The sequence below is a fragment of the Tistrella mobilis genome (genome assembly GCF_041468085.1).
Classification (GTDB): Bacteria; Pseudomonadota; Alphaproteobacteria; order Tistrellales; family Tistrellaceae; genus Tistrella; species Tistrella mobilis_A.
Genome location: NZ_CP121014.1, coordinates 575,993 through 594,698, shown reverse-complemented (window position 1 = coordinate 594,698; position 18,706 = coordinate 575,993). Strand labels below are relative to the sequence as shown.

General features: G+C 68.5%; 18 protein-coding genes. 2 read left to right on the top strand and 16 right to left on the bottom strand.

The genetic code is table 11. From position 1 onward, the window contains the following. Positions 1 to 7: 7 nt before the first annotated feature. The 4 genes from P7L68_RS02375 to P7L68_RS02360 all read right to left on the bottom strand — a co-directional run bounded on the left by P7L68_RS02375 (position 8) and on the right by P7L68_RS02360 (position 4,547). Positions 8 to 925 carry a branched-chain amino acid ABC transporter permease gene (locus P7L68_RS02375; protein WP_345960146.1) on the bottom strand — a complete coding sequence of 306 codons (918 nt, stop codon included), beginning with the start codon at positions 923 to 925 and terminating at the stop codon, positions 8 to 10. Between the two features lie 133 nt (positions 926 to 1,058). Then, a complete protein-coding gene (locus tag P7L68_RS02370; RefSeq protein ID WP_371998829.1) occupies positions 1,059 to 2,246 on the bottom strand; it encodes an ABC transporter substrate-binding protein in 1,188 nt (395 codons plus the stop codon). Positions 2,247 to 2,385: 139 nt separating this feature from the next. Beyond that, a complete protein-coding gene (locus P7L68_RS02365) occupies positions 2,386 to 3,291 on the bottom strand; it encodes a fumarylacetoacetate hydrolase family protein (protein WP_371998828.1) in 906 nt (301 codons plus the stop codon). Between the two features lie 140 nt (positions 3,292 to 3,431). Beyond that, a complete protein-coding gene (locus tag P7L68_RS02360) occupies positions 3,432 to 4,547 on the bottom strand; it encodes a cupin domain-containing protein (protein ID WP_371998827.1) in 1,116 nt (371 codons plus the stop codon). A 335-nt stretch (positions 4,548 to 4,882) separates the two neighbouring features. Here P7L68_RS02360 and P7L68_RS02355 point away from each other — a divergent pair, with 335 nt between their 5' ends. Continuing rightward, positions 4,883 to 5,647 (top strand): GntR family transcriptional regulator, encoded by a 765-nt coding sequence (locus tag P7L68_RS02355; RefSeq protein ID WP_371998826.1) that lies wholly within the window; start codon positions 4,883 to 4,885, stop codon positions 5,645 to 5,647. Between the two features lie 94 nt (positions 5,648 to 5,741). Here P7L68_RS02355 and P7L68_RS02350 read toward each other — a convergent pair whose 3' ends face one another. Together P7L68_RS02350 and P7L68_RS02345 are read right to left on the bottom strand one after the other, a co-directional pair. Beyond that, complete coding sequence (locus P7L68_RS02350; RefSeq protein WP_371998825.1) at positions 5,742 to 7,307, bottom strand: class I adenylate-forming enzyme family protein; 1,566 nt, start codon at positions 7,305 to 7,307, stop codon at positions 5,742 to 5,744. Positions 7,308 to 7,400: 93 nt separating this feature from the next. Then, positions 7,401 to 8,204, bottom strand: a complete 804-nt coding sequence (locus tag P7L68_RS02345; RefSeq protein ID WP_371998824.1) for a crotonase/enoyl-CoA hydratase family protein — start codon at positions 8,202 to 8,204, stop codon at positions 7,401 to 7,403. Positions 8,205 to 8,336: 132 nt separating this feature from the next. On the opposite strand from P7L68_RS02345, the gene P7L68_RS02340 reads away from it, so the two are divergent. Then, positions 8,337 to 9,122 (top strand): transcriptional regulator, encoded by a 786-nt coding sequence (locus P7L68_RS02340; RefSeq protein ID WP_371998823.1) that lies wholly within the window; start codon positions 8,337 to 8,339, stop codon positions 9,120 to 9,122. A 103-nt stretch (positions 9,123 to 9,225) separates the two neighbouring features. Here P7L68_RS02340 and P7L68_RS02335 read toward each other — a convergent pair whose 3' ends face one another. The 10 genes from P7L68_RS02335 to P7L68_RS02290 form a co-directional block, all read right to left on the bottom strand. Continuing rightward, positions 9,226 to 9,993, bottom strand: a complete 768-nt coding sequence (locus P7L68_RS02335) for an HpcH/HpaI aldolase/citrate lyase family protein (protein WP_371998822.1) — start codon at positions 9,991 to 9,993, stop codon at positions 9,226 to 9,228. 9 nt (positions 9,994 to 10,002) lie between these two features. Next, positions 10,003 to 10,785, bottom strand: coding sequence for a fumarylacetoacetate hydrolase family protein (locus P7L68_RS02330; RefSeq protein ID WP_062764409.1), 783 nt, complete (start codon positions 10,783 to 10,785; stop codon positions 10,003 to 10,005). 19 nt (positions 10,786 to 10,804) lie between these two features. Next, positions 10,805 to 12,259, bottom strand: a complete 1,455-nt coding sequence (locus tag P7L68_RS02325; protein WP_371999240.1) for a 2-hydroxymuconic semialdehyde dehydrogenase — start codon at positions 12,257 to 12,259, stop codon at positions 10,805 to 10,807. Between the two features lie 5 nt (positions 12,260 to 12,264). Continuing rightward, positions 12,265 to 12,969: a class II aldolase/adducin family protein gene (locus P7L68_RS02320; protein WP_371998821.1), complete on the bottom strand. Its 705-nt coding sequence runs from the start codon at positions 12,967 to 12,969 to the stop codon at positions 12,265 to 12,267. A 4-nt stretch (positions 12,970 to 12,973) separates the two neighbouring features. Then, positions 12,974 to 13,831, bottom strand: a complete 858-nt coding sequence (locus P7L68_RS02315) for a VOC family protein (RefSeq protein WP_371998820.1) — start codon at positions 13,829 to 13,831, stop codon at positions 12,974 to 12,976. Next, the gene (locus P7L68_RS02310; RefSeq protein WP_371998819.1) at positions 13,828 to 14,721 is read right to left on the bottom strand and encodes a VOC family protein; all 894 of its coding nucleotides are present in this window, start codon (positions 14,719 to 14,721) and stop codon (positions 13,828 to 13,830) included. Before P7L68_RS02310 ends, P7L68_RS02315 begins: the two co-directional genes overlap by 4 nt. A gap of 79 nt (positions 14,722 to 14,800) precedes the next feature. After that, complete coding sequence (locus P7L68_RS02305) at positions 14,801 to 15,772, bottom strand: TRAP transporter substrate-binding protein (protein WP_371998818.1); 972 nt, start codon at positions 15,770 to 15,772, stop codon at positions 14,801 to 14,803. Then, the gene (locus P7L68_RS02300; protein WP_371998817.1) at positions 15,769 to 16,722 is read right to left on the bottom strand and encodes a 3-hydroxyacyl-CoA dehydrogenase NAD-binding domain-containing protein; all 954 of its coding nucleotides are present in this window, start codon (positions 16,720 to 16,722) and stop codon (positions 15,769 to 15,771) included. The genes P7L68_RS02305 and P7L68_RS02300 overlap by 4 nt, the downstream gene beginning before the upstream one ends. Continuing rightward, positions 16,722 to 17,993 carry a TRAP transporter large permease gene (locus P7L68_RS02295; protein WP_371998816.1) on the bottom strand — a complete coding sequence of 424 codons (1,272 nt, stop codon included), beginning with the start codon at positions 17,991 to 17,993 and terminating at the stop codon, positions 16,722 to 16,724. The genes P7L68_RS02300 and P7L68_RS02295 overlap by 1 nt, the downstream gene beginning before the upstream one ends. Next, the gene (locus P7L68_RS02290; RefSeq protein ID WP_371998815.1) at positions 17,990 to 18,607 is read right to left on the bottom strand and encodes a TRAP transporter small permease; all 618 of its coding nucleotides are present in this window, start codon (positions 18,605 to 18,607) and stop codon (positions 17,990 to 17,992) included. The genes P7L68_RS02295 and P7L68_RS02290 overlap by 4 nt, the downstream gene beginning before the upstream one ends. Between the last annotated feature and the right edge of the window lie 99 nt (positions 18,608 to 18,706).

Here is an 18,706-nt window from a genome sequence, read left to right as displayed (position 1 = left end):
TGCCTTCCTATCCTCGGGCGGGCAGCAGGCCGCGGGGCCGGACCAGCAGGATCGCCGCCATGGCGACATAGATGCTGGCAGAGACCAGGCCGGCCGCGAGCGTGCTCGCGATCTCGGGCGGCAGCAGTTCGTAAAGGGTGATCGGGATATAGGCCCGGCCCAGGCTGTCGATCATGCCGACGATCAGCGCACCCACGGCCGCACCGCGCACGGATCCGACCCCGCCGACCACGATGACCACGAAGGTGGTGATCAGGATGCGCTCTCCCATGCCGATCTCGACCGCGAGCAGCGGCGCCGTCATCACGCCGGCAAGGCCGCAGAGCACCGCGCCCAGCGCGAAGACCAGGCTGAACAGCCGGCGGATGTCGACCCCCAGCGCATCGACCATCGCGCGGTCATCGGCGCCGGCGCGGATCAGCATGCCGATCCGGGTGCGGGTGATCAGCAGCCAGAGCCCGACCGCGACCACGGCGCCGACCAGGATGAAGGCCAGCCGCACCACCGGATAGGAGAGGCCGGGCAGCAGGGCGACGGTGCCGGTCAGGAAGGACGGGATGTCCATGAAGGGTGGTGTGCGGCCGAAGACCACGCTCACCAGTTCATTGGTGAACAGGATCATGCCGAAGGTGGCGAGCACCTGATCCAGATGGTCGCGGGCATACAGCCGGCGGATGACGACCAGCTCCATCACCAGCCCGTACAGCCCGGCGCCGACCAGCGCCGCCAGCACCGCTGCGGCGAAGGAGCCGGTGGCGGTGGCGGCATAGGCGGCGCAGAAGGCGCCGACCATGTAGAACGAACCGTGGGTGAGATTGATCACCCCCATGATCCCGAAGATCAGGGTGAGACCGGAAGCGAGCAGGAACAGCATCGCGCCGTATTGCAGACCATTCAGGATCTGCTCGATCAGCAGCGTGGACATGGGCCCTTCCGCATGCGAGAGGAAGTGCGGCGGCGGCGCGATGCGCCGCCGCCCGGTCGTCGGGTGCCGCCCGAGCAGGATGTCACATCTTGCCGGACGTCATATCTTGCCGGACGTCATATCTTGCCCGACGTCACATCTTGCACTCGGCGGCATAGGCGTCCTGCATGGCCGTCGCCACCTTGCGCACCACCGTCTGGGCCAGCTGGCCGTCGGCGCCGCGCTCCACCCGCATCAGATACCAGTCGAGGATCGGGTGCTGGTTCTGGCCGAAGGCGAAGCTGCCGCGCACCGAGGTGAAGTCGGCGGCCTTGAGTGCGGCGCGGAACGCATCCTGCTTCTCGATGTCGCCATCGACCTTGTCGAGCCCCGAGGCGATCAGCTTCGCGGTGTCGTAGGCCTGTGCGGCATAGATGGTCGGCTTGCGGCCATAGGTCTTCTCGAAGGTGGCGACGAAATCCTTGTTGGCGGGGTTGTCGAGCCCGGCGCTCCAGTTGCTGGCGATGTAATAGCCTTCGGCCGCATCGCCGGTGGCCGCCATCATCCGCGCATCCATCGAGAATACCGGCAGCACCATCGGGATCTCCTTGGCGAGGCCCGAATTGGCGTACTGCTTGGCGAAGTTGATGCCGGCACCGCCCGGATGGAACTGATAGATCGCATCCGGCGCCGCCGAGCGGATCCGCGCCAGTTCCACCGAGAAATCGGTCTGGTCGAGTTTGGTGTAGATCTCCGAGACCACCTGGCCCTTATAGGTGCGCTTGAAACCTTCCAGCGCGTCGCGGCCGGCCTGATAGTTCGGCGCCAGGATCACGACCTTCTTGTAACCCAGCTCGTTCGCGGCAAGGCCGCCGGCCTCGTGGAAATTGTCGTTCTGATACGAGGCGACGAAATAGTTGGGGCTGCAGCCGCCCCCGGCAAAGACCGAGGGGCCGGGGTTGAGGCTGACATAGAAGGCGCCGGTCTTGAGCACGGTGGGGGCGACGGCCGAGATCACGTTCGAGAAGTTCACGCCGGTGAACAGCCGGATGCCCTCGCCGGTCATGCGTTCGGCGATCTGTTTGGCATTGGCGGGTTTCAGCGCGTCGTCTTCGACCACCAGCTCCACCGGCACGCCGCCGAGCTTGCCGTCTTCCTGGGTGATGGCGAGTTTGAAGCCGTCGCGCTCATCCTCGCCGATATAGCCGGCGGGGGTGGAAAGGGTGGTGATGAAGCCGATCCGCAGCGGGTCGGCGGCATCGGCCGGTGCGGCGAGCAGCACGCCCGAAAGCGCGGTCGCGGCGGTCAGGCCGAGCGTAAAGGCGGTGATCCTGGTCCGCATGATGTCTGGCCTCCTGTCATGGCTTGAGACGGATGGCGCGGGCCGGCTCGTTCGCGCGGCCGGCCCTGCACCGGGTGCGGGGAGGGGAAGGCGACAGGCGGCGCGTGCAGCGCTCGCCCGGCGAGGGCAAACCAAACGCTCAGCCGGCGATGACTTGATTGCGCAGGACGCCGATCTTCTCGATATCGACTTCGACCACGTCACCCGGCTTCAGGAATTGCGGCGGCACATAGGAAATGCCGACGCCGGCCGGCGAGCCGGTGGCGATCACATCGCCGGGTTCCAGCGTGATGCCAGAGGAGAGATGCGCGATCAGCGCCGGCACCCGGAAGATCATCTGGCGGGTGTTGCCGTCCTGCTTGGTGACGCCGTTGACGCGCAGGCCGATGCGCAGGGCATGCGGATCCTCGATCTCGTCGGCGGTGACGATCCAGGGGCCCATCGGCGCGAAGGTGTCCTGGCCCTTGGCGAAGCACCACTGGCCGCCATGGCGCAGGTCGCGCGCCGAGATGTCGTTGACGCAGGTATAGCCGAAGACCTGGCCCAGCGCGTCGCCGGGCGCCACGTCGCGGCAGCGGCGGCCGATCACCACACCCAGCTCGCTTTCCCAGTCGAGCTGCGAGGTCTGGGCCTGGTTGTGGACGATGCTGTCCTCAGGCCCGATCACGGCGGTCGGCGGCTTGAAGAAGATCACCGGATGCGAGGGCATGTCGCGATCGGTGTCCATCGTCCGGCTGCTCTCCTCGACATGCTCGGAGTAGTTGAGGCCGACGCCGATCACGCCCTTGGGCAGGCGCTGGATGGGGGCGAGCAGGCGGGTATCCGCCAGCCTGGCCGTGGTGCCGGCCGGCCAGGCGCCGTCATGGGCGGCCATCAGCCGCTTCACGCCGTCCAGCGCCTCGGGGCCGGCCTCGATCAGGGCGAGCATGGTTGGGGGGCAGGTTTCGCCTGCGGCGGCTGCCAGCGCACAGAGGTCGACGATCAGGTCGCCGGCCACGGCACCGAGCCGCGCCGTACCGTCCCGGTCAAAGGTGACGAGCTTCATCAGGTCCTCGAAAAGACGTCGATGTGGGGGGGATGTTGCGGAAGGGAGAGGGCGGGAGAGCGGGCACGCGCCCTCCCGCGACCGGCCGCGCGGGGGCGGGCGACCGGTGGGGGGAAGAGGATGTTCGTCTGGGGAGCGCCTCAGCCGGCGATGATCGCCTGGCGGCCGTCGGATGTGCCGGTATAGGCCTCTTCGTGATAGATGCCGAGCGCGCGCATCACCGGCAGATCGTTGAACGAGAACAGGCAGGCCTCCTCGCTCTCCGACGCATTGCCGTGCTCGTGCAGCGACCACGAGGGCACCACGAAGATGTCCTTCTCCGACCAGTCGTAGCGCTTGCCGTCGATCACCGAGAAGCCGCGGCCCCTGGCCACCTGATAGACGATCGATCCGGTATGGCGGTGGGCACGGGTATGCTGACCGGGGCGGAGCAGCTGCAGGCTGGCCCCGATGGTCGGCATCACCGGCCCGCCGGTCAGCGGGTTCACATATTCCATGATCACCCCGTCGAAGGGGGAGCCCTCATGAACCTTCGCGGCGCGGGTCAGCGCCTCGAAGGCCGGCTCGAAGGCGTATTTCAGCACCGGCGACCAGGGTTTCTGCCAGTTCTTCCGCAGCTCCGTCGGCTGGATGATGCCGCCCGACCAGAGCGCCGCGGAGCCGTCGACCGGCCTGGTTTCACCCTGGTGCAGATCGGGATGGACCGCGTAGAAATTGGCGTCGAGCGCGTTCATCAGCGGGATGTCGAGCCCGTCCTGCCAGATGCTGCGGGTGCCGCCCTCGGCCACGCCGTGCTCATGCCAGGTGCCGTTGGGGGTGAGGACGAAATCCCGGGCGCCGAGGGTCATCCGCTCCCCCTCGACGATGGTATAGGCGCCGGAGCCTTCCATGATGAAGCGCAGCGCGCTCGCCATGTGGCGATGGGCACTGGCGCATTCGCCCGGGTCCATCACCTGCACGCCGGTATAGAGCAGGCCCACCGCGGCCGAGATGTCGCGCCGGCCCGGATTGACCAGCATCACCACCCGCCGGCCGGCGTCTTCAGGCCGCACCAGGCCGGGCGCACGGTCGACGAAGGGCCGCACATCCTGCCAGCGCCAGATCACCGGCACCGATTTCGGCTTCGGGAACCAGGGCTCGATCTCGTTGGCGACCGTCCACAGCGCACCCATCTCGCGGGCGGCCAGCTCGTCGTAATAGGCGGCAAGTTCGGGCGTGTCGGCGACATTTGCCCGGCCGGGAATGTCTTCCCGCATCGATCGGTTCTCCCTGCGGACCGGATTTTCCCCGTCTGTTCGATGCCGGCGTCTCTCCCGCGCCGGCTTCCTGCGGCCTTGGGGGGCGCGCGGTTCCGATGAAACCTCATGCCCCGGCCTGCGTCCTGTTCAAACGCTAGGACCCGGTCCGTAGAAAGTCAAACGGATTGTCGAAAATCCTGAAAGCTTGCGTCGATCATGCAAATTGGCGAGGATGAACAGGCCCTGCGAAAGCGGTCTGGACAAGATCGCGCGCCGGGTTCATATCCCATGGGCGAATGCCCCGCTCAGACGGGCCGAAGCCCTGATCCAGACCCGCCACCCCCGGAGCCGCCATGGCCGACACCGCCGCCATCCGTGCCGACGCCGATGCCGAGCCCGCCCAGACGCTGGCCGAACAGGCCTATCGTGCCATCCGCCGCGACATCGTCGCGGGCCGGCTGGCGCCGGGCCAGCCGATGCGGTTCGAGTATCTGAAGGAGACCTACGGGCTGAGTTTCTCGCCGCTGCGCGAGGCGCTGGCGCGGTTGCAGAGCGAACGGCTGGTGACGGCCTATGCGCTCCGCGGCTTCCGCGTCGCCGAAATGTCGGTCGACGAGATGTGGGACACGATCGAAACCCGCATCATGATCGAGCGCGAGGCCCTGACCGCGGCGATCGCCCGCGGCGGCGACGACTGGGAAATCGGCATCGTCCAGGCCTTCCACGCCCTCAGCCATTGCAGCAAGCGGCTGCGCGCCGCCGGCGACTGGCCGAGCGAGCCGGCGATCGAAGAGATCGAGCGCCGCCACCAGGCCTTTCACCGCGCCCTGATCGCCGCCTGCCCCTCGCGCTGGACGCGGGAGCTGTCGGAAATGCTCTATGTCCAGACCGAGCGCTACCGCCGCCCGGCCCTGATGCGCGCCGGCGCCGCCCCGGATGACGAGGGTGGGGTCGGTAGCGGGGGCGCAGCTGGCCGCGACATCGAGGCCGAGCACAAGGCGATCATGGACGCCGCCATCGCCCGCGACGCCCCGACCGCGGTGGAGCTGCTGACCGCCCATCTGCGCGACACCGGCCGGATAATCGAACGGCTGGGGATCGAGACCGGGCGGAAGTGATGTGACCTCCGGGCGGCATCGGTCCCCCGAACGAGATCGGGCCGGCTGCGACGGATCGCAGCCGGCCCGATGATCGATGGCGCGGGCGCCTGCGTCAGCCCGCCCGATGCGTGTCGCGCAGAGCCTTGCGGTTCAGCTTGCCGACCGCGGTTTTGGGGATCGCATCCACCACGATCACCCGGCGCGGCTTCTTATAGCCGGCGAGGCGCTCGCCCGCGAAGCTGCGGAGTTCCTCGGTAAAGGCGTCAGGATCGGCCGCGGCGCGGGCGCGGTGGTCGGGGCGGAGCGCCACCACCGCGGTCACCGCCTCAACCCATTGCGGATCGCTGAGGCCGATCACCGCGCATTCGGCGACGGCCGGATGGGCTGCCAGCACGTCTTCCACCTCGCGCGGATAGACGTTGTAGCCGCCGGTGACGATCATGTCCGAGGTTCGGTCCAGAAGGTGCAGATAGCCGCGGTCGCAGATCCGGCCGATATCGCGGGTGCGCATCCAGCCCTCGGGCAGCAGGGTTTCGGCGTTGAGCGCCGGCGCGTCCAGATAGCCCTTCATCCGCTGGGGCGCGCGGACCGCGATCTCGCCGGGTTCACCTGCCGGCACGTCCTGGCCGGCGGCATCGACGATGCGGAGTTCTACATCCAGCGCCGGCCGGCCGGCGGCGCCCAGCAGCTCCGGCACATGGTCTTCGGGGCGCAGCACCGAGATGGTCAGCGGGCATTCGGTCTGGCCGTAATACTGCCAGAAGCGGTGCTGCCCCCACATCGCCATCGCCCGCTCGATCACCGGCCGCGGCATGGGCGAGGCGCCGTAGATGATCGTTTTCAGCCGGCTGTCCGCCACGGCGGCCGCCCCCGGCCGGTCGAGCAGCATGCCCAGCATGGTCGGCACCATGTTGATCGCGGTGATGCCGTCCTCGACGATCCGGGCCAGATAGGCGTCGGGCTCGAAGCCGCGCATGATCACCGTGCGGCCGCCGCGCAGCCAGAAGGGCAGAACGAACACGCCGCTCGCATGGATCAGCGAGGCGGCATGGAGCATGGCGTCGTCGGGCCCGGCCGGCAGCAGGTTCAGCAGCACATTGCGGCAGATCGCGGCATAGGAGGCCTGGGTGTGCTGGGCGGCCTTGAGCGTGCCGGTGGTGCCCGAGGTGAAGAGGGTCAGCACCACGTCGTCGGCTTCAACCCGGATCGCGGGCGGGGTGGTGGGCTGGTCGGCCGCCGCCGCCACGATGTCGCTGCCACCGCCCTCGGTCGTGCCAAGGCCGAGCAGGGTGAGATCGGGCAGCTCGGCGGCAAGCTCTGCCGCCCGCCCCGCGAGTTCCGGCCCGTAGACCAGGGCGCCGACCCGGGTTTCGCGCAGCATATGGGCGTGTTCGCGCAGCGACAGCCTGGAATTCAGCGGCACGCGGTCGATGCCGGCGCGCACGCAGGCGAAATCGACCGGCACGCTCATCAGCCCGTTGTCGAGCAGCAGGGCCACGCGGGTGCGGTGCCCGAGCCCTGCGGCATGGAAGGCATTGGCGAGCCGGGCGGAGAGCTGGTCGACCTCGGTGAAGGTCAGGCTCCGGCCTTCGAACTCGATGGCGGTGCGCGGGCCGTGCCAGCGCGCACCCTGGTCGATCAGGTCGCGGTAGAGAGGTCCACAGGTGGTGGCGGACATCGGACGTCTGGTCTCCCTGTCACGGGGCCGCGGGCTTGGGCGCGGCCGGCATGGTTGCATGGTTCTGCCCCGGTGAGGTCCGGGGTTCTTCCGTCAGTCCTCGAAACTGCCATGGCGCCCGGCCCCGGCGGCGAAACGGCCGGCCCCGGCGATGGCTTCCTCGAACACGATCGGATAGCCGCCGGCGCCTTCGCGCGCCAAGGCCTCGGCCATCGGCAGATCCCATTGGCCGATCGCCGATCGCCGGTCGGCGCGCATGCAGGCCTGCGGGAAGGCGGCAATCTGGCGGGCGAGCGCCTCTGCCGCGGCGCGGGACTCTCCCTTCGGCACCACACGGTTGGCGAGGCCGATCGCCAGCGCCTCTGCCGCATTGACCGGGCGGCCGGTCAGGATCATGTCCATGGCCCGGCCATGGCCCACGATCCGCGGCAGACGTACCGTACCGCCATCGATCAGAGGCACGCCCCAGCGGCGGCAGAACACGCCGAACACCGCATCCTCTTCCGCAATCCGCAGGTCGCACATCAGGGCCAGTTCCAGCCCGCCGGCCACGGCATGGCCGGCAACCGCGGCGATGACCGGCTTGTCGATCACCATCCGGCTGGGCCCCATCGGCCCGGGGCCGGTGCCGGTCGGCTCCACCTCGTTACGCAGCTCAGGATCACCCAGGGCGCGCAGATCGGCACCGGCACAGAAGGTGCCACCATCCCCCCAGAGCACGATCACCCGCACCTCCGGATCAGCATCGGCGGCGGCGAAGGCGGCGCGCAGCGCCTCGGCCGTGGGACGGTCCACCGCATTGCGCCGTTCGGGGCGATCCAGGATGATGGTTGAAATCCCGGCGGTGGTGTCGACTCTGACCGCCTGGCGTTCGGACGTGGTATCATCTGTGCTCATCGGGCGCCTCCGTCGGATCAAACCGTTTGCTTCAGTTCATGGTATTTAATGACGATCGACGAAACATCGCAAGCCGACGCTCCAGTTTCCACCGAAACGGTCACGAATCCAACCCCGCCCAACGCACGGGAGATGGTTCTGGATCTTCTGACGACACATGACGCCCATGAACTGCCGCTGAAGGCGCTGGTCCGGGCCGGCAATCTGTTCGGCTATACCGATCAGACGGTGCGGGTGGCGCTCAGCCGGCTGAAGGCGGATGGGGTGATCACCTCGCCCGCCCGCGGTGTTCATGCGCTGGCCGCGGCCGGCGCGCTGGTGCGCGAGGTTGAAGGCTGGCGGCGGCGGGAAGGGCGTCTGGTCGCCTGGTCCGGTGCCTGGATCGGCGTCGCCGATGCGGCGATCGACCGGACCGACCGGCCGCAGCTGCGCCGCCATGATCGCGCGCTCAGGCTGCGCGGCTTCCGGCAGCTGACCCAGGGGGTGTGGATCCGGCCCGACAACCTGGCGGGCGGGACCGCGGCGCTGCGGGATGATCTGATGCAGCTGGGTCTGGCCCCCCCGGCAACCGTGTTCCGCCTGGATGATCTGGCGCCCGACGACGAGGCGCGCGCCCGCGCCCTCTGGGATGGCGCCTCCATGGATCGGGTGGAGGCGGATCTCGACCGGCTGCTGGTGCTTGGCAATGCGGCGCAGGATGCGGTGGAGCGGGGGGAGGCGTCACCCGAACCGGTTGCGGCGGACTCGCTCGCCATCGGCCGCACGGTGATCCGCAACCTGGTGCGCGATCCGCTGCTGCCCGATGCGCTTCGCCCGGGCGAAACCCGGCGGCGGCTGACCGCGGGCATGATCGCCTATCAGCTCCGCGCCAAGGCGCTCTGGATCAGCCTGCTCGACCAGTGGGCGGCGGGCGGCTGAATGTGACCGAAAAGGGGGGAGAATGGGAAACGGGGGAGAATGGGAAACGGGGGAGAATGGCCATGCCATCCTCCCCCGCGCCTCGTTCCGATCGCGTCGGATGTCAGCTGCCGCGGACCTCGGCCAGCATGGCCTTCGCACCGGCCATCAGCACGCCGATATCGACCCCGGCGGCGACGAAGCGATAGCCCCAGTCGACATAGCGCCGGGCATCGGCGGCGCTGGTGGCCAGGATGCCGGGGGCCTTGCCGGTGGCGGCGATGCGGGCAGCGGCGTCCTTCAGCGCCGCCTGCACCTCGGGATGGCCGGGCCTGCCCAGATGGCCCATCGAGGCGGCGAGGTCGGACGGGCCGATGAACACGCCGTCGACACCGTCGACCGCCGCGATCTCTTCCAGCCGGCCCAGCGCCTCGCCGGTTTCCACCTGAACCAGGACGCAGATCTCCTGATTGGCGACCGCGAAATAATCCTCGGTCTGGCCGTAGCGGCTGGCGCGGGTGGCACCGGCGACGCCGCGCACGCCATGGGGCGGATAGCGCGAGGCCAGCACGGCGGCGGCGGCTTCCTCCGCCGACTGGACGAAGGGTACCAGCAGGGTCTGGGCGCCGATGTCGAGCAGGCGCTTGATCAGCACCTTGTCGTTCCAGGCCGGCCGGACCACGGCCGAGGCGGTGCCGGTGGCGGCCGCCTGCAGCAGCGGCTGCACGCCGGCCACGTCCACCGGTGAATGCTCGCCGTCGAAGAGCAGCCAGTCGAAGCCGGCGAGCGACAGGGCTTCCGAGGCGACGGGGCTTGCCAGCGACAACCAGAAGCCGTTCAGGGTCTCGCCGGCGGTGAGCCGGCGCTTGAAATCGTTGCGCGGGGCCTTCATCGCCGCACCTCAGACGAACTGCACGGCGACGGCGCCGAGCGGGCCGAAATCGGCATGCAGCGTGTCGCCCTTCTTCGCCCAGACCGGCCGGGTGAAGCTGCCCGACAGCAGCATATGGCCGGGCTCCAGCGTCACGTCGAAGGGGGCGAGCTTGTTGGCGAGCCAGGCCACCGCCATCGCCGGATGGCCGAGCACGCCGGCCGCGAGCCCCGTCTCCTCGATCTCGGAATTGCGGTAGAAGATGGCCCCCACCCAGCGCAGGTCGACATCGGTCGGCCGCACCGGCCGGCCGCCCAGCACCAGGCCGGCGGCAGCACCGTTATCGGCAACCGTGTCGAAGATCCGGCGCGGTTCGGTCACCCGGGCGTCAATGATCTCGATCGAGGGCACGACCCATTCGGTGGCGCGCAGCACGTCGACCAGGCCGACATTCGGGCCCTTCAGCGGCTCCTTCAGGATGAAGGTCAGCTCCGGCTCGACGCGGGGCACGCAGAAATCCTCGAACCGCACCTTGGCGCCGTCGGCGAGCACCAGATCGTCGAACATGTAGCCGTAATCCGGCTCGTCGATCTTCGATGCCGCCTGCATGGCCTTGGAGGTGAGGCCGATCTTGTGGCCGATGATCTTCGCCCCGGCCTTCACCTTCGCGGCGGCCACGGCCGAGGAAATCGCATAGCTGTCGGCGATCTCGATCTCGGGGAACATCTCGGACGGGCGCTGGCCCTGCACCTTGGTGCGGTGGCTTTCAAGCAGGCTTTCGACGCAGCGTGCGCGCTGTTCTTCGGTCAGCATGGGAAACCCGATCCCTCTCTCAGAGCTTGATGCAGACGTTGCGGAGTTCGGTATAGAACTCCATCGAATGGATGCCGCCCTCGCGGCCGATGCCCGAGGCCTTGGAACCGCCGAAGGGCGTGCGCAGATCGCGCAGGAACCAGCAGTTCACCCAGGCGATGCCGACCTCGATCCCCTTGGCGGCGCGATGGGCACGCCCCAGATTGGTGGTCCAGATCGAGGTGGCGAGGCCGTAAGGGGTGTCGTTGGCGAGCGCGAGCGCCTCGTCTTCGGTGTCGAAGGGCGTCACATGGGTGCAGGGGCCGAAGATCTCGTCGCGCACCACGGCCGCATCCTGGGGCAGGCCGGTCCAGACGGTGGGCTCCACCCAGTAGCCGCCGGCATAGCCCGCGACATCCGGCGTGCCGCCGCCGGCGACGAGCGTCGCGCCGGCCGCCCGCGCCTTGTCGTAATAGGACAGCACCTTGGCGCGATGTTCGGCGCTGATCACCGGGCCCATGGTGGTGGCGGGGTCGAAGGGGTCGCCGAAGCGGTAGCTGCGCGCCTTGGCCGCCAGCCCCTCGACGAAGCGGTCGAAGATGCCGCGCTGGACATAAAGCCGCTCGGTCCCCAGGCACACCTGGCCGGTATTGGCGAAGCAGGCGCGGCCCAGCCCTTCCAGCGTCGCCTCCAGATCGGCGTCGTCGAAGACGATGCCGGCATTCTTGCCGCCGAGTTCGAGCGAGACCGGGCGGATGCCGCCGGCCGCCGCGCGCATGATCGCCTCGCCCGTGCGGGTCTCGCCGGTAAAGGTGATGCCGTTGACGTCCGGGTGGGTGGTCAGGAATTCACCCGCCGCACCCGGCCCCATGCCGTGGACGACGTTGTAGACGCCGCGCGGGATGCCGACCGCATTCATCACCTCGCCCAGCAGGGTGGCCGTGGCGGGGGTTTCTTCCGAGGGCTTCACGACCACGGTATTGCCGCAGGCGAGCGCCGGGGCGACCTTCCAGGTCATCAGCAGCAGCGGCAGGTTCCAGGGGCAGACCACCGCGATCACGCCGCGCGGCAGGCGGAGTGCATAGTTGAGCGCGCCGGCCCCGTCGGGGGTCGCCATCTCGAAGGTTTCGGTGGAGGCGGTCAGGATCTGGTCGGCGAAGACGTTGAAATTGGCGGCGCCGCGCGGGATGTCGATATGCGAGGCGATCGAGCGCGGCTTGCCGGTGTCGCGGATCTCGGCCGCCAGGAACTCGTCGAAGCGGGCGTTGATGCCGTCGGCCAGCTTGCGCAGCAGGGCCACCCGTTCGGGGATCGACATCCGGCCCCAGGGGCCTTTCAGCGCCGCCTTTGCGGCGCCCACCGCCGCATCGACCTCTGCCCGGCCGGCCGCGGAGACCTCGCCGATGACTTCACCCGTGGTCGGAAAATGATTGGCGAAGGCCTCGCCGCTGCCCGCGACGAATTCGCCGTCGATGAAGTTCAGGAAACGGGTCAAGTCGGTCATTCCTTTCGGTCGGCCGGCGGCGTGGCGATGTCGCGCTCGGGATCGCCGTCGGTCAGATAGTCCCACATGCGTTCGAAGATCAGGCCGGCGCGGGTGGCGCGGGCGGCGGCGGCCTCGGGGTCGATCACCGGCGCCGTGTCGCCAAGGCCGGTGGAGAGGGCGGCAAGCTCGATCCGGCAGACGTCTTCCAGATACCAGGCAAGGCCCACGGCCTCTTCCAGGCTGGCGCCGGCGACGACCGCGCCGTTGCCGCGCATCAGCACGCCCGCGCTCTCGCCCATCGCCTCGATCACGCCCGCCGCCTTTTCGTCGTCGCGGACCAGCTGGACATCGTTCCAGAGCCCGACGCCGGGGGCGAAATAGGTGCCGAAACCGTGGCGCATGCGCGGCACCCGGCCGAGAGCGGCCAGAGCCATCATGTTGGGCGACATGAAACGCACCACGCCCTGCGCCTCGGGCCGCTTTGCATAGATGCGCTGATGCAGCCGCACTTCGCCCAGCACCCCCGCCGGCAGCGGGCCATCCACCGGCACCACGGTGCAGGCCTCGCCCGGGCGGACCAGCCCCATCGGTCGCGAGGGGCAGACCAGGAAGGTGTTGGCATCGATCCGCGCCGAACAGTGGCCATAGGCATGCACCAGCCCGGCCCGTCCGAGTGCGCGGGCGGCGACCCGGACGGTGGCGGCAAGACGATCGGTCATGATGTCAGTCCTTGAAGGCGGCGATGTTCGGTGCCGAACCCCACTGGCAGAAGCCCTTGGGCGCGAAATGGAACTGGCGGTCCCGCCACAGCGGCTCGTCGTGGATTTCGCAGACCCCGGTCGAATATTCGAAGGTCATGCCGTCGGGGCCGGCAAAATACAGGAACTGCGCCGAAGAGGTCGGGTGCCGGCCGGGGCCGAAGGTCACCGTCACCTGGTTGCGGCGCAGATGCGCCAGCGAGCGCTGGATGTCGTCGGTGCTCGCCACCTGATGGTTGACGTGCTGGATGCCCGGCTGGTGGAAGGGGAACAGCGCCACCGAATGATGGATGGTGCCGAAGCGCATCAGCGGCGCATCGCCGATCCGGTCCGACACCCGCGCCTTGCAGACATCGGTCCAGAACAGCTCGTCGCGGGCGGGGTCGGTGGAGCAGAGCCCGACATGGGAAAAGCCGGTGATGCCGGCATCGCGGCTGCCGTGATAGCGCTGCGCCGTGGTTTCCGGCCGGACCACGAATTCGATATGGTTGCCGCTCGGGTCGTCGAAGCGGATGAATTCGCGGACATGGCGGGCATCGCATTCGGCCGGGGTGCCGTAATGGACGGCATGGCCCAGATCCTCCAGCACCGCCCCCGCTTTCTGCAGATCGGCGGAGGTCGCGATCTCGAAGGCCGTCGCCTCCTGCTCGCGGCCGCCCTCGACATAGCACAGCGTGTGGGCGCGGGAGTCGGACTTGAAGTAGATCGCGCCCTTGCGGCGCTCGGCCACCTCAAGCCCCAGAATGTTGACCGCGAACCATTCGGCACCGGCCAGATCGCGGGTGCCGAGACGGCAATAGACGACGTCCTTGAGACCGATCACCTCTCATCCCTCCCCAGGAATTCGTCCTTTCCAAGAAATTCGGGGGCCGTGCAGGGTGACCCCCAGGCGCAATGCGACAGGGCGGCATCGGCGAACTGGCGGGGGCCGCGGCCGGTTACCGCCTCACCCCGTTCCATGCCATGGGCATAGGAATGGAGCAGGCCGCCGGGGCCGCGGGCGGTGACGAACATGGCGCCCGAAGTGGGCTGACGGCCCGGCCCGTGGACCACCGGCACCTGGCGGGCCTGGAACAGATACCAGCCCTGCATCACCGCATTGATGCCGTCCACCTCCCACACCGCACCCAGCAGGCCGTCGCGATCCGACGGGTAGAGGGCGATGCGGTGATGGGCGTCGTCGATGCGCAGGAAGACGGCATCGCCCGCCCAGTCCGAGACCCCGGCACCGATGCCCCGGGTCCAGAAATCCTCGTTCGCCGCCATATCGGTGCAGGCGAGCTGAACCGATTGCAGGCCGGTGATGCCGGCATCGCGCGCGCCGTGATAGCGCCAGCCCGAGGTGAGCGGGCGCCAGACGATCTCGACCGCGACACCATTGGGCGCCAGCACCGACAGCCCGGCCTTGATCTGCCGCGCGGCGCAGGCCGCCGCATCCAGCCGCTGGCGGGGCAGGCCGGGACAGGCGGCGGCAAGCCGTGCCTCGGCCTCGTCCAGTTCGCGGGCATGGGCCACGGTCAGCGCCACCGCGGCGGGGCCGGCCTCGGCCGTGTAGCAGATCGCGTAATTGCGCGCGTCTGAACGGAAGCGGCGATTGGCATCGTCGTGATCGCCCGCCTGCAGGCCGAAAATGCCGGTGGCGAAGGCCGCCGCACCATCCAGATCCTCGACGGGCACACGCAGATAGCGCAGATCCCGGTAGATATCGGTCATCTCGATCGTCCTCCTGGCCGGCCGCCCCCGGGGAGGAGGGGGCGGCGGCCGTGGCAGTGGGGAAGCAGGCCCGAGCGGATCAGAGACCCGCGGCTTCCTTCTCCAGCTCCTTCAGCAGCGGGGTCTTCTCCCGCCAGGACTGGTACCAGAGGTCGACGGCGCCGCCGAAGAAGGCGCGGTCGGCGTTCACCACCGGCACGCTGGTGGTCTTCAGCTTGTCGAGATAGGTGGCGTCGATCTCGGCATAGGCACCGACGATGCCGTCCAGTTCCTCGGCCATGATCTTTTCGATCACCGCCTGATCTTCCTTGGGCACGGTCTGCCACTTGCGGCCCGAACCCACTGCGATCATCGGGAACATCATGTGGTTCGAGGCCACGATCGCGCCGGCATGCTCGTAATACTTCGAGTTCCAGCTGCCCTCGAAATCGATCTGCATGCCGTCGACCTGGCCGTTGGCGAAGGCGTCATACAGTGCCGGCAGCGGCATGGGGGTGGGGGCCGCACCCAGCCGGGTCCAGAAATCCAGCTCCTGGGCGAAGGGCACGGTGCGGACCTTCTTGCCCGACAGATCCGCAACCGAGGCCACGGGGCCGCGCATCACGATCTGGCGCATGCCGGCCATGCCCCAGCCGAAGCCCTTGAGCGCGAATTTGGACACCCCGCCCAGCAGTTTCTGCGCCACGCCGCCCTTCAGGATCTGCCGCGCGCCGGCGGCATCCTTGACGATATAGGGGGCAAGGAAGACACCGTAATCGGCATCGCGGTTGGCGAATTCACCCAGGGTCAGGAAGGCGAAGTCGAGCGCGCCGGTCTGCAGTTGCTGGAGCATCTGCGCCTCGTTGCCAAGCTGGCCCGAGGGGAAGACCAGAATCTCGACCCGGCCGTTGGTGGCTTCTTTGATACGGTCTGCGACCGTCACCGCGCTTTTCGACCACTGATGCGGCGGCGGGGTGATCAGGCCCAGCCGGTACTGTTCGGCCTGGGCCTCGGCGCCGATCAGGCCGACCATCAATGCGGCTGCGGCGGTCAGGATGCGTGCTGCTTTCATCCCTGGTTTCCTCTCGGGGTCTCGTTATGGGGGGTGGCTTCCTTCTTGGAGAGGAAGACCATGAGTTCGGTCAGGCCGGCATCGCGGCCGGCGGCGATTTCCGCGACCGGTCGCGGATCCGCCGCGGCCATGCCGGAGACGAGGCGGGCGCGGGTGGCGGCGTCCAGCCTGGGATCGCCCAGCGTTGCCCACCAGCGCTCGAATTCGGGGCCGAGCGCATCGACGAAGCGCCCGATGCCGCCCTCGGCACCCGCCAGATGGAAGACGGTGGAGGGGCCGACGATGCACCAGCGCGGTGCCAGACCCTGGATCACCGCCTGCTCGATATCGGCCAGGCTGGCGATGCCCTCGCTTGCCAGATGCACCGCCTCGCGCCAGAGCGCGGCCTGAAGGCGGTTGACCAGATGGCCCGGCACCGGCCGGGTGAGGGTCAGCACCGTCTTGCCCATGGCACGGAAGAGATCGGCGGTGCGGACGACCACCTCGGGTGCGGTCAGGGCACCGCCCGACAATTCCACCACCGGCATCAGATAAGGCGGGTTGCAAGGGTGGGCGATCAGCAGCCGCTCGGGCCGGGCCAGCCCTTCGGCCATGTCGTCGGGCGAGAGACCCGACGAGGACGACGCGATGATGGTGTCCGGGGCCAGATGCGGTTCCAGTGCCGCCAGCGCCCGGCGCTTCAGATCGAGCCGTTCCGGCAGGTTCTCCTGCACCAGCACCGGCGGCGGGCCGGCCTCGGCCGCGCTCACGACATGGCGGGGCGTGGTCGCCAGGGGATTGAGGGTGCCCAGGCCCTGCAGCACCGGCAATGCCTGCGCCTGGACGGTGGCGATGCGATCGGCCACCGCCGGATCGGGGTCGATCACCGTCACCTCATGGCCGGCGCCGGCGAAGGCCGCGGCCCAGCCGCAGCCGATCAGCCCGCCGCCCAGGATCCAGATGCGCGCCATCAGAGCAGATCCTTGAGGCCGGTGGAAAGAACGGGGAAGACGACCAGCAGCAGCAGGACCGACAGCACCGCCAGGAAGAAGGGCACCAGCAGCACGGCCAGACGTTCGGCCTTCACCTTGCCCATCAGCGACGCGACGAACAGCCCTGTGCCGACCGGCGGTGTCAGCAGACCCAGCGTCAGGTTCAGGCAGAGCACCACGCCGAAATGGAAGGGATCGATGCCGTAGACGCCGGTCGCGACCGGCAGGAAGACCGGGACGATCAGGATGATGGCCGGGATCGGGTCGCTGATCATGCCCAGCACCAGCAGCAGCACGTTCAGCAGCAGCAGGAAGACGATCGGCGAGGCGGTCATCGCCTGCATGGCCTCGGCGACCAGGGCCGGCAGGTTTTCGAAGGTGATGACCCAGCTGAACACCTGGGCGGCCGCAATCAGGAACAGCACGGTCGCCGAGCCGCGCGCGGCATTCAGGAAGGCGGGGAGGATGTCGGCCAGCGTCATCTCGCGATAGACGAACAGGCCGATCAGCACCGCGGCGAGACTGGCGATCGCGGCCGATTCGGTGGGGGTGGCAAGGCCGCCCAGGATCGAGCCGACGATGATCACCGGGATGGCCGCGGCCGGCAGGGCATCGAGCACCGCCCGGACACGGGCGCGCATCGGCATCGCCTCGGTGGCCGGAAAGCCATGGCGGCGGCCCAGCCACATGATCACGCCGATGAAGGCGAAGAAGATCAGCAGGCCCGGCACAATGCCCGAGATGAACAGGTCGCCGATCGGGATCTGGGCGATCACGCCGAAGATGATGAACAGCATCGAGGGCGGGATGATCGGCGCCAGCAGACCGCCGGCGGCGGTGATCGCCACCGACACGTCGCGCGGATAGCCGGCCTTTTCCATCTCGGGCACCGCCAGCCGCGACATGATGGTGATCTGCGCCACCGTCGAGCCCAGGATCGCCGCCATCATCATATTGGCGACCAGGTTGACATAGGCGAGCCCGCCGCGGATCGAGCCCAGCATGGCCAGCGCCAGCGCCATCAGCCGCCGGCCGATGCCGCCGGCATTCATGAACTCGCCGAGCAGGATGAACAGCGGCAGGGCCAGCAGGCCGTAATTCTCCAGCCCGCCGAACATCTGCTGACCATAGGACTGGAGCAGGATCAGATTGCCGGTGGCGAAGATGTAGATCAGGCCGAGGGCGGCGAGCGCGAAGGCGATCGGCATGCCGACCGCCAGCATGGCGAGGAAAGAGACGCCCGCGATCATGCCGCCGTCTCCGCCACGCCGGTCAGGCGGCCGGCAAGTGCGGCCAGCACGTGGATGGTGGCGGTGATGCAGAACAGCGGCATCACCAGCCAGAACCAGACCTTGTGCATGCCAAGCGTCACCGTCGGCTCCTGATAGATGAAGTTGAAGGTCGAAGAGGTGAACGCCTCGATCGACGGGGCCTGAAGCACGCCGACCGGATCGAACCAGCGCCAGATCTGCACCGAGAGCACGACCAGGAAGACCAGCAGGGCCACATCGACCAGGATGGCCAGCTGCCGTTGCGCCCTGGGGCCGAGGGCATCGGGCAGCAGGGTGATCGCGATATGCTGGCGCCGGGCGAGGCCGAGCGAGGCGCCGATGAAGGCCGCCCAGGCCATCAGGAACACGGCCAGTTCGTCGGTCCAGATCAGCGGATTGCCCAGGCTGCGCGAGACGACGTTGCCGAGCAGCAGGCAGAAGATGCCGAACACCGTCAGCCCCGCCGCCCAGGTCTCTATCCCGGCGATGCGGTTGCTGAGTGTCTGCAGGCAGGCGACCGGACCAGGGACGCCGCGGGTGCCGGTGTGCAGCGGGGACTGCGACGCGCCGGCTTCTTCGAGGGTTTTTGTCATCGATATTCCTCCCTGTCGGCATAAAATATCGATATTTTGAGGCTGTCAATTTGGAAATTGATATTTTTGGGCTGTCGCACTAGCCTGCCTGGAATTTCA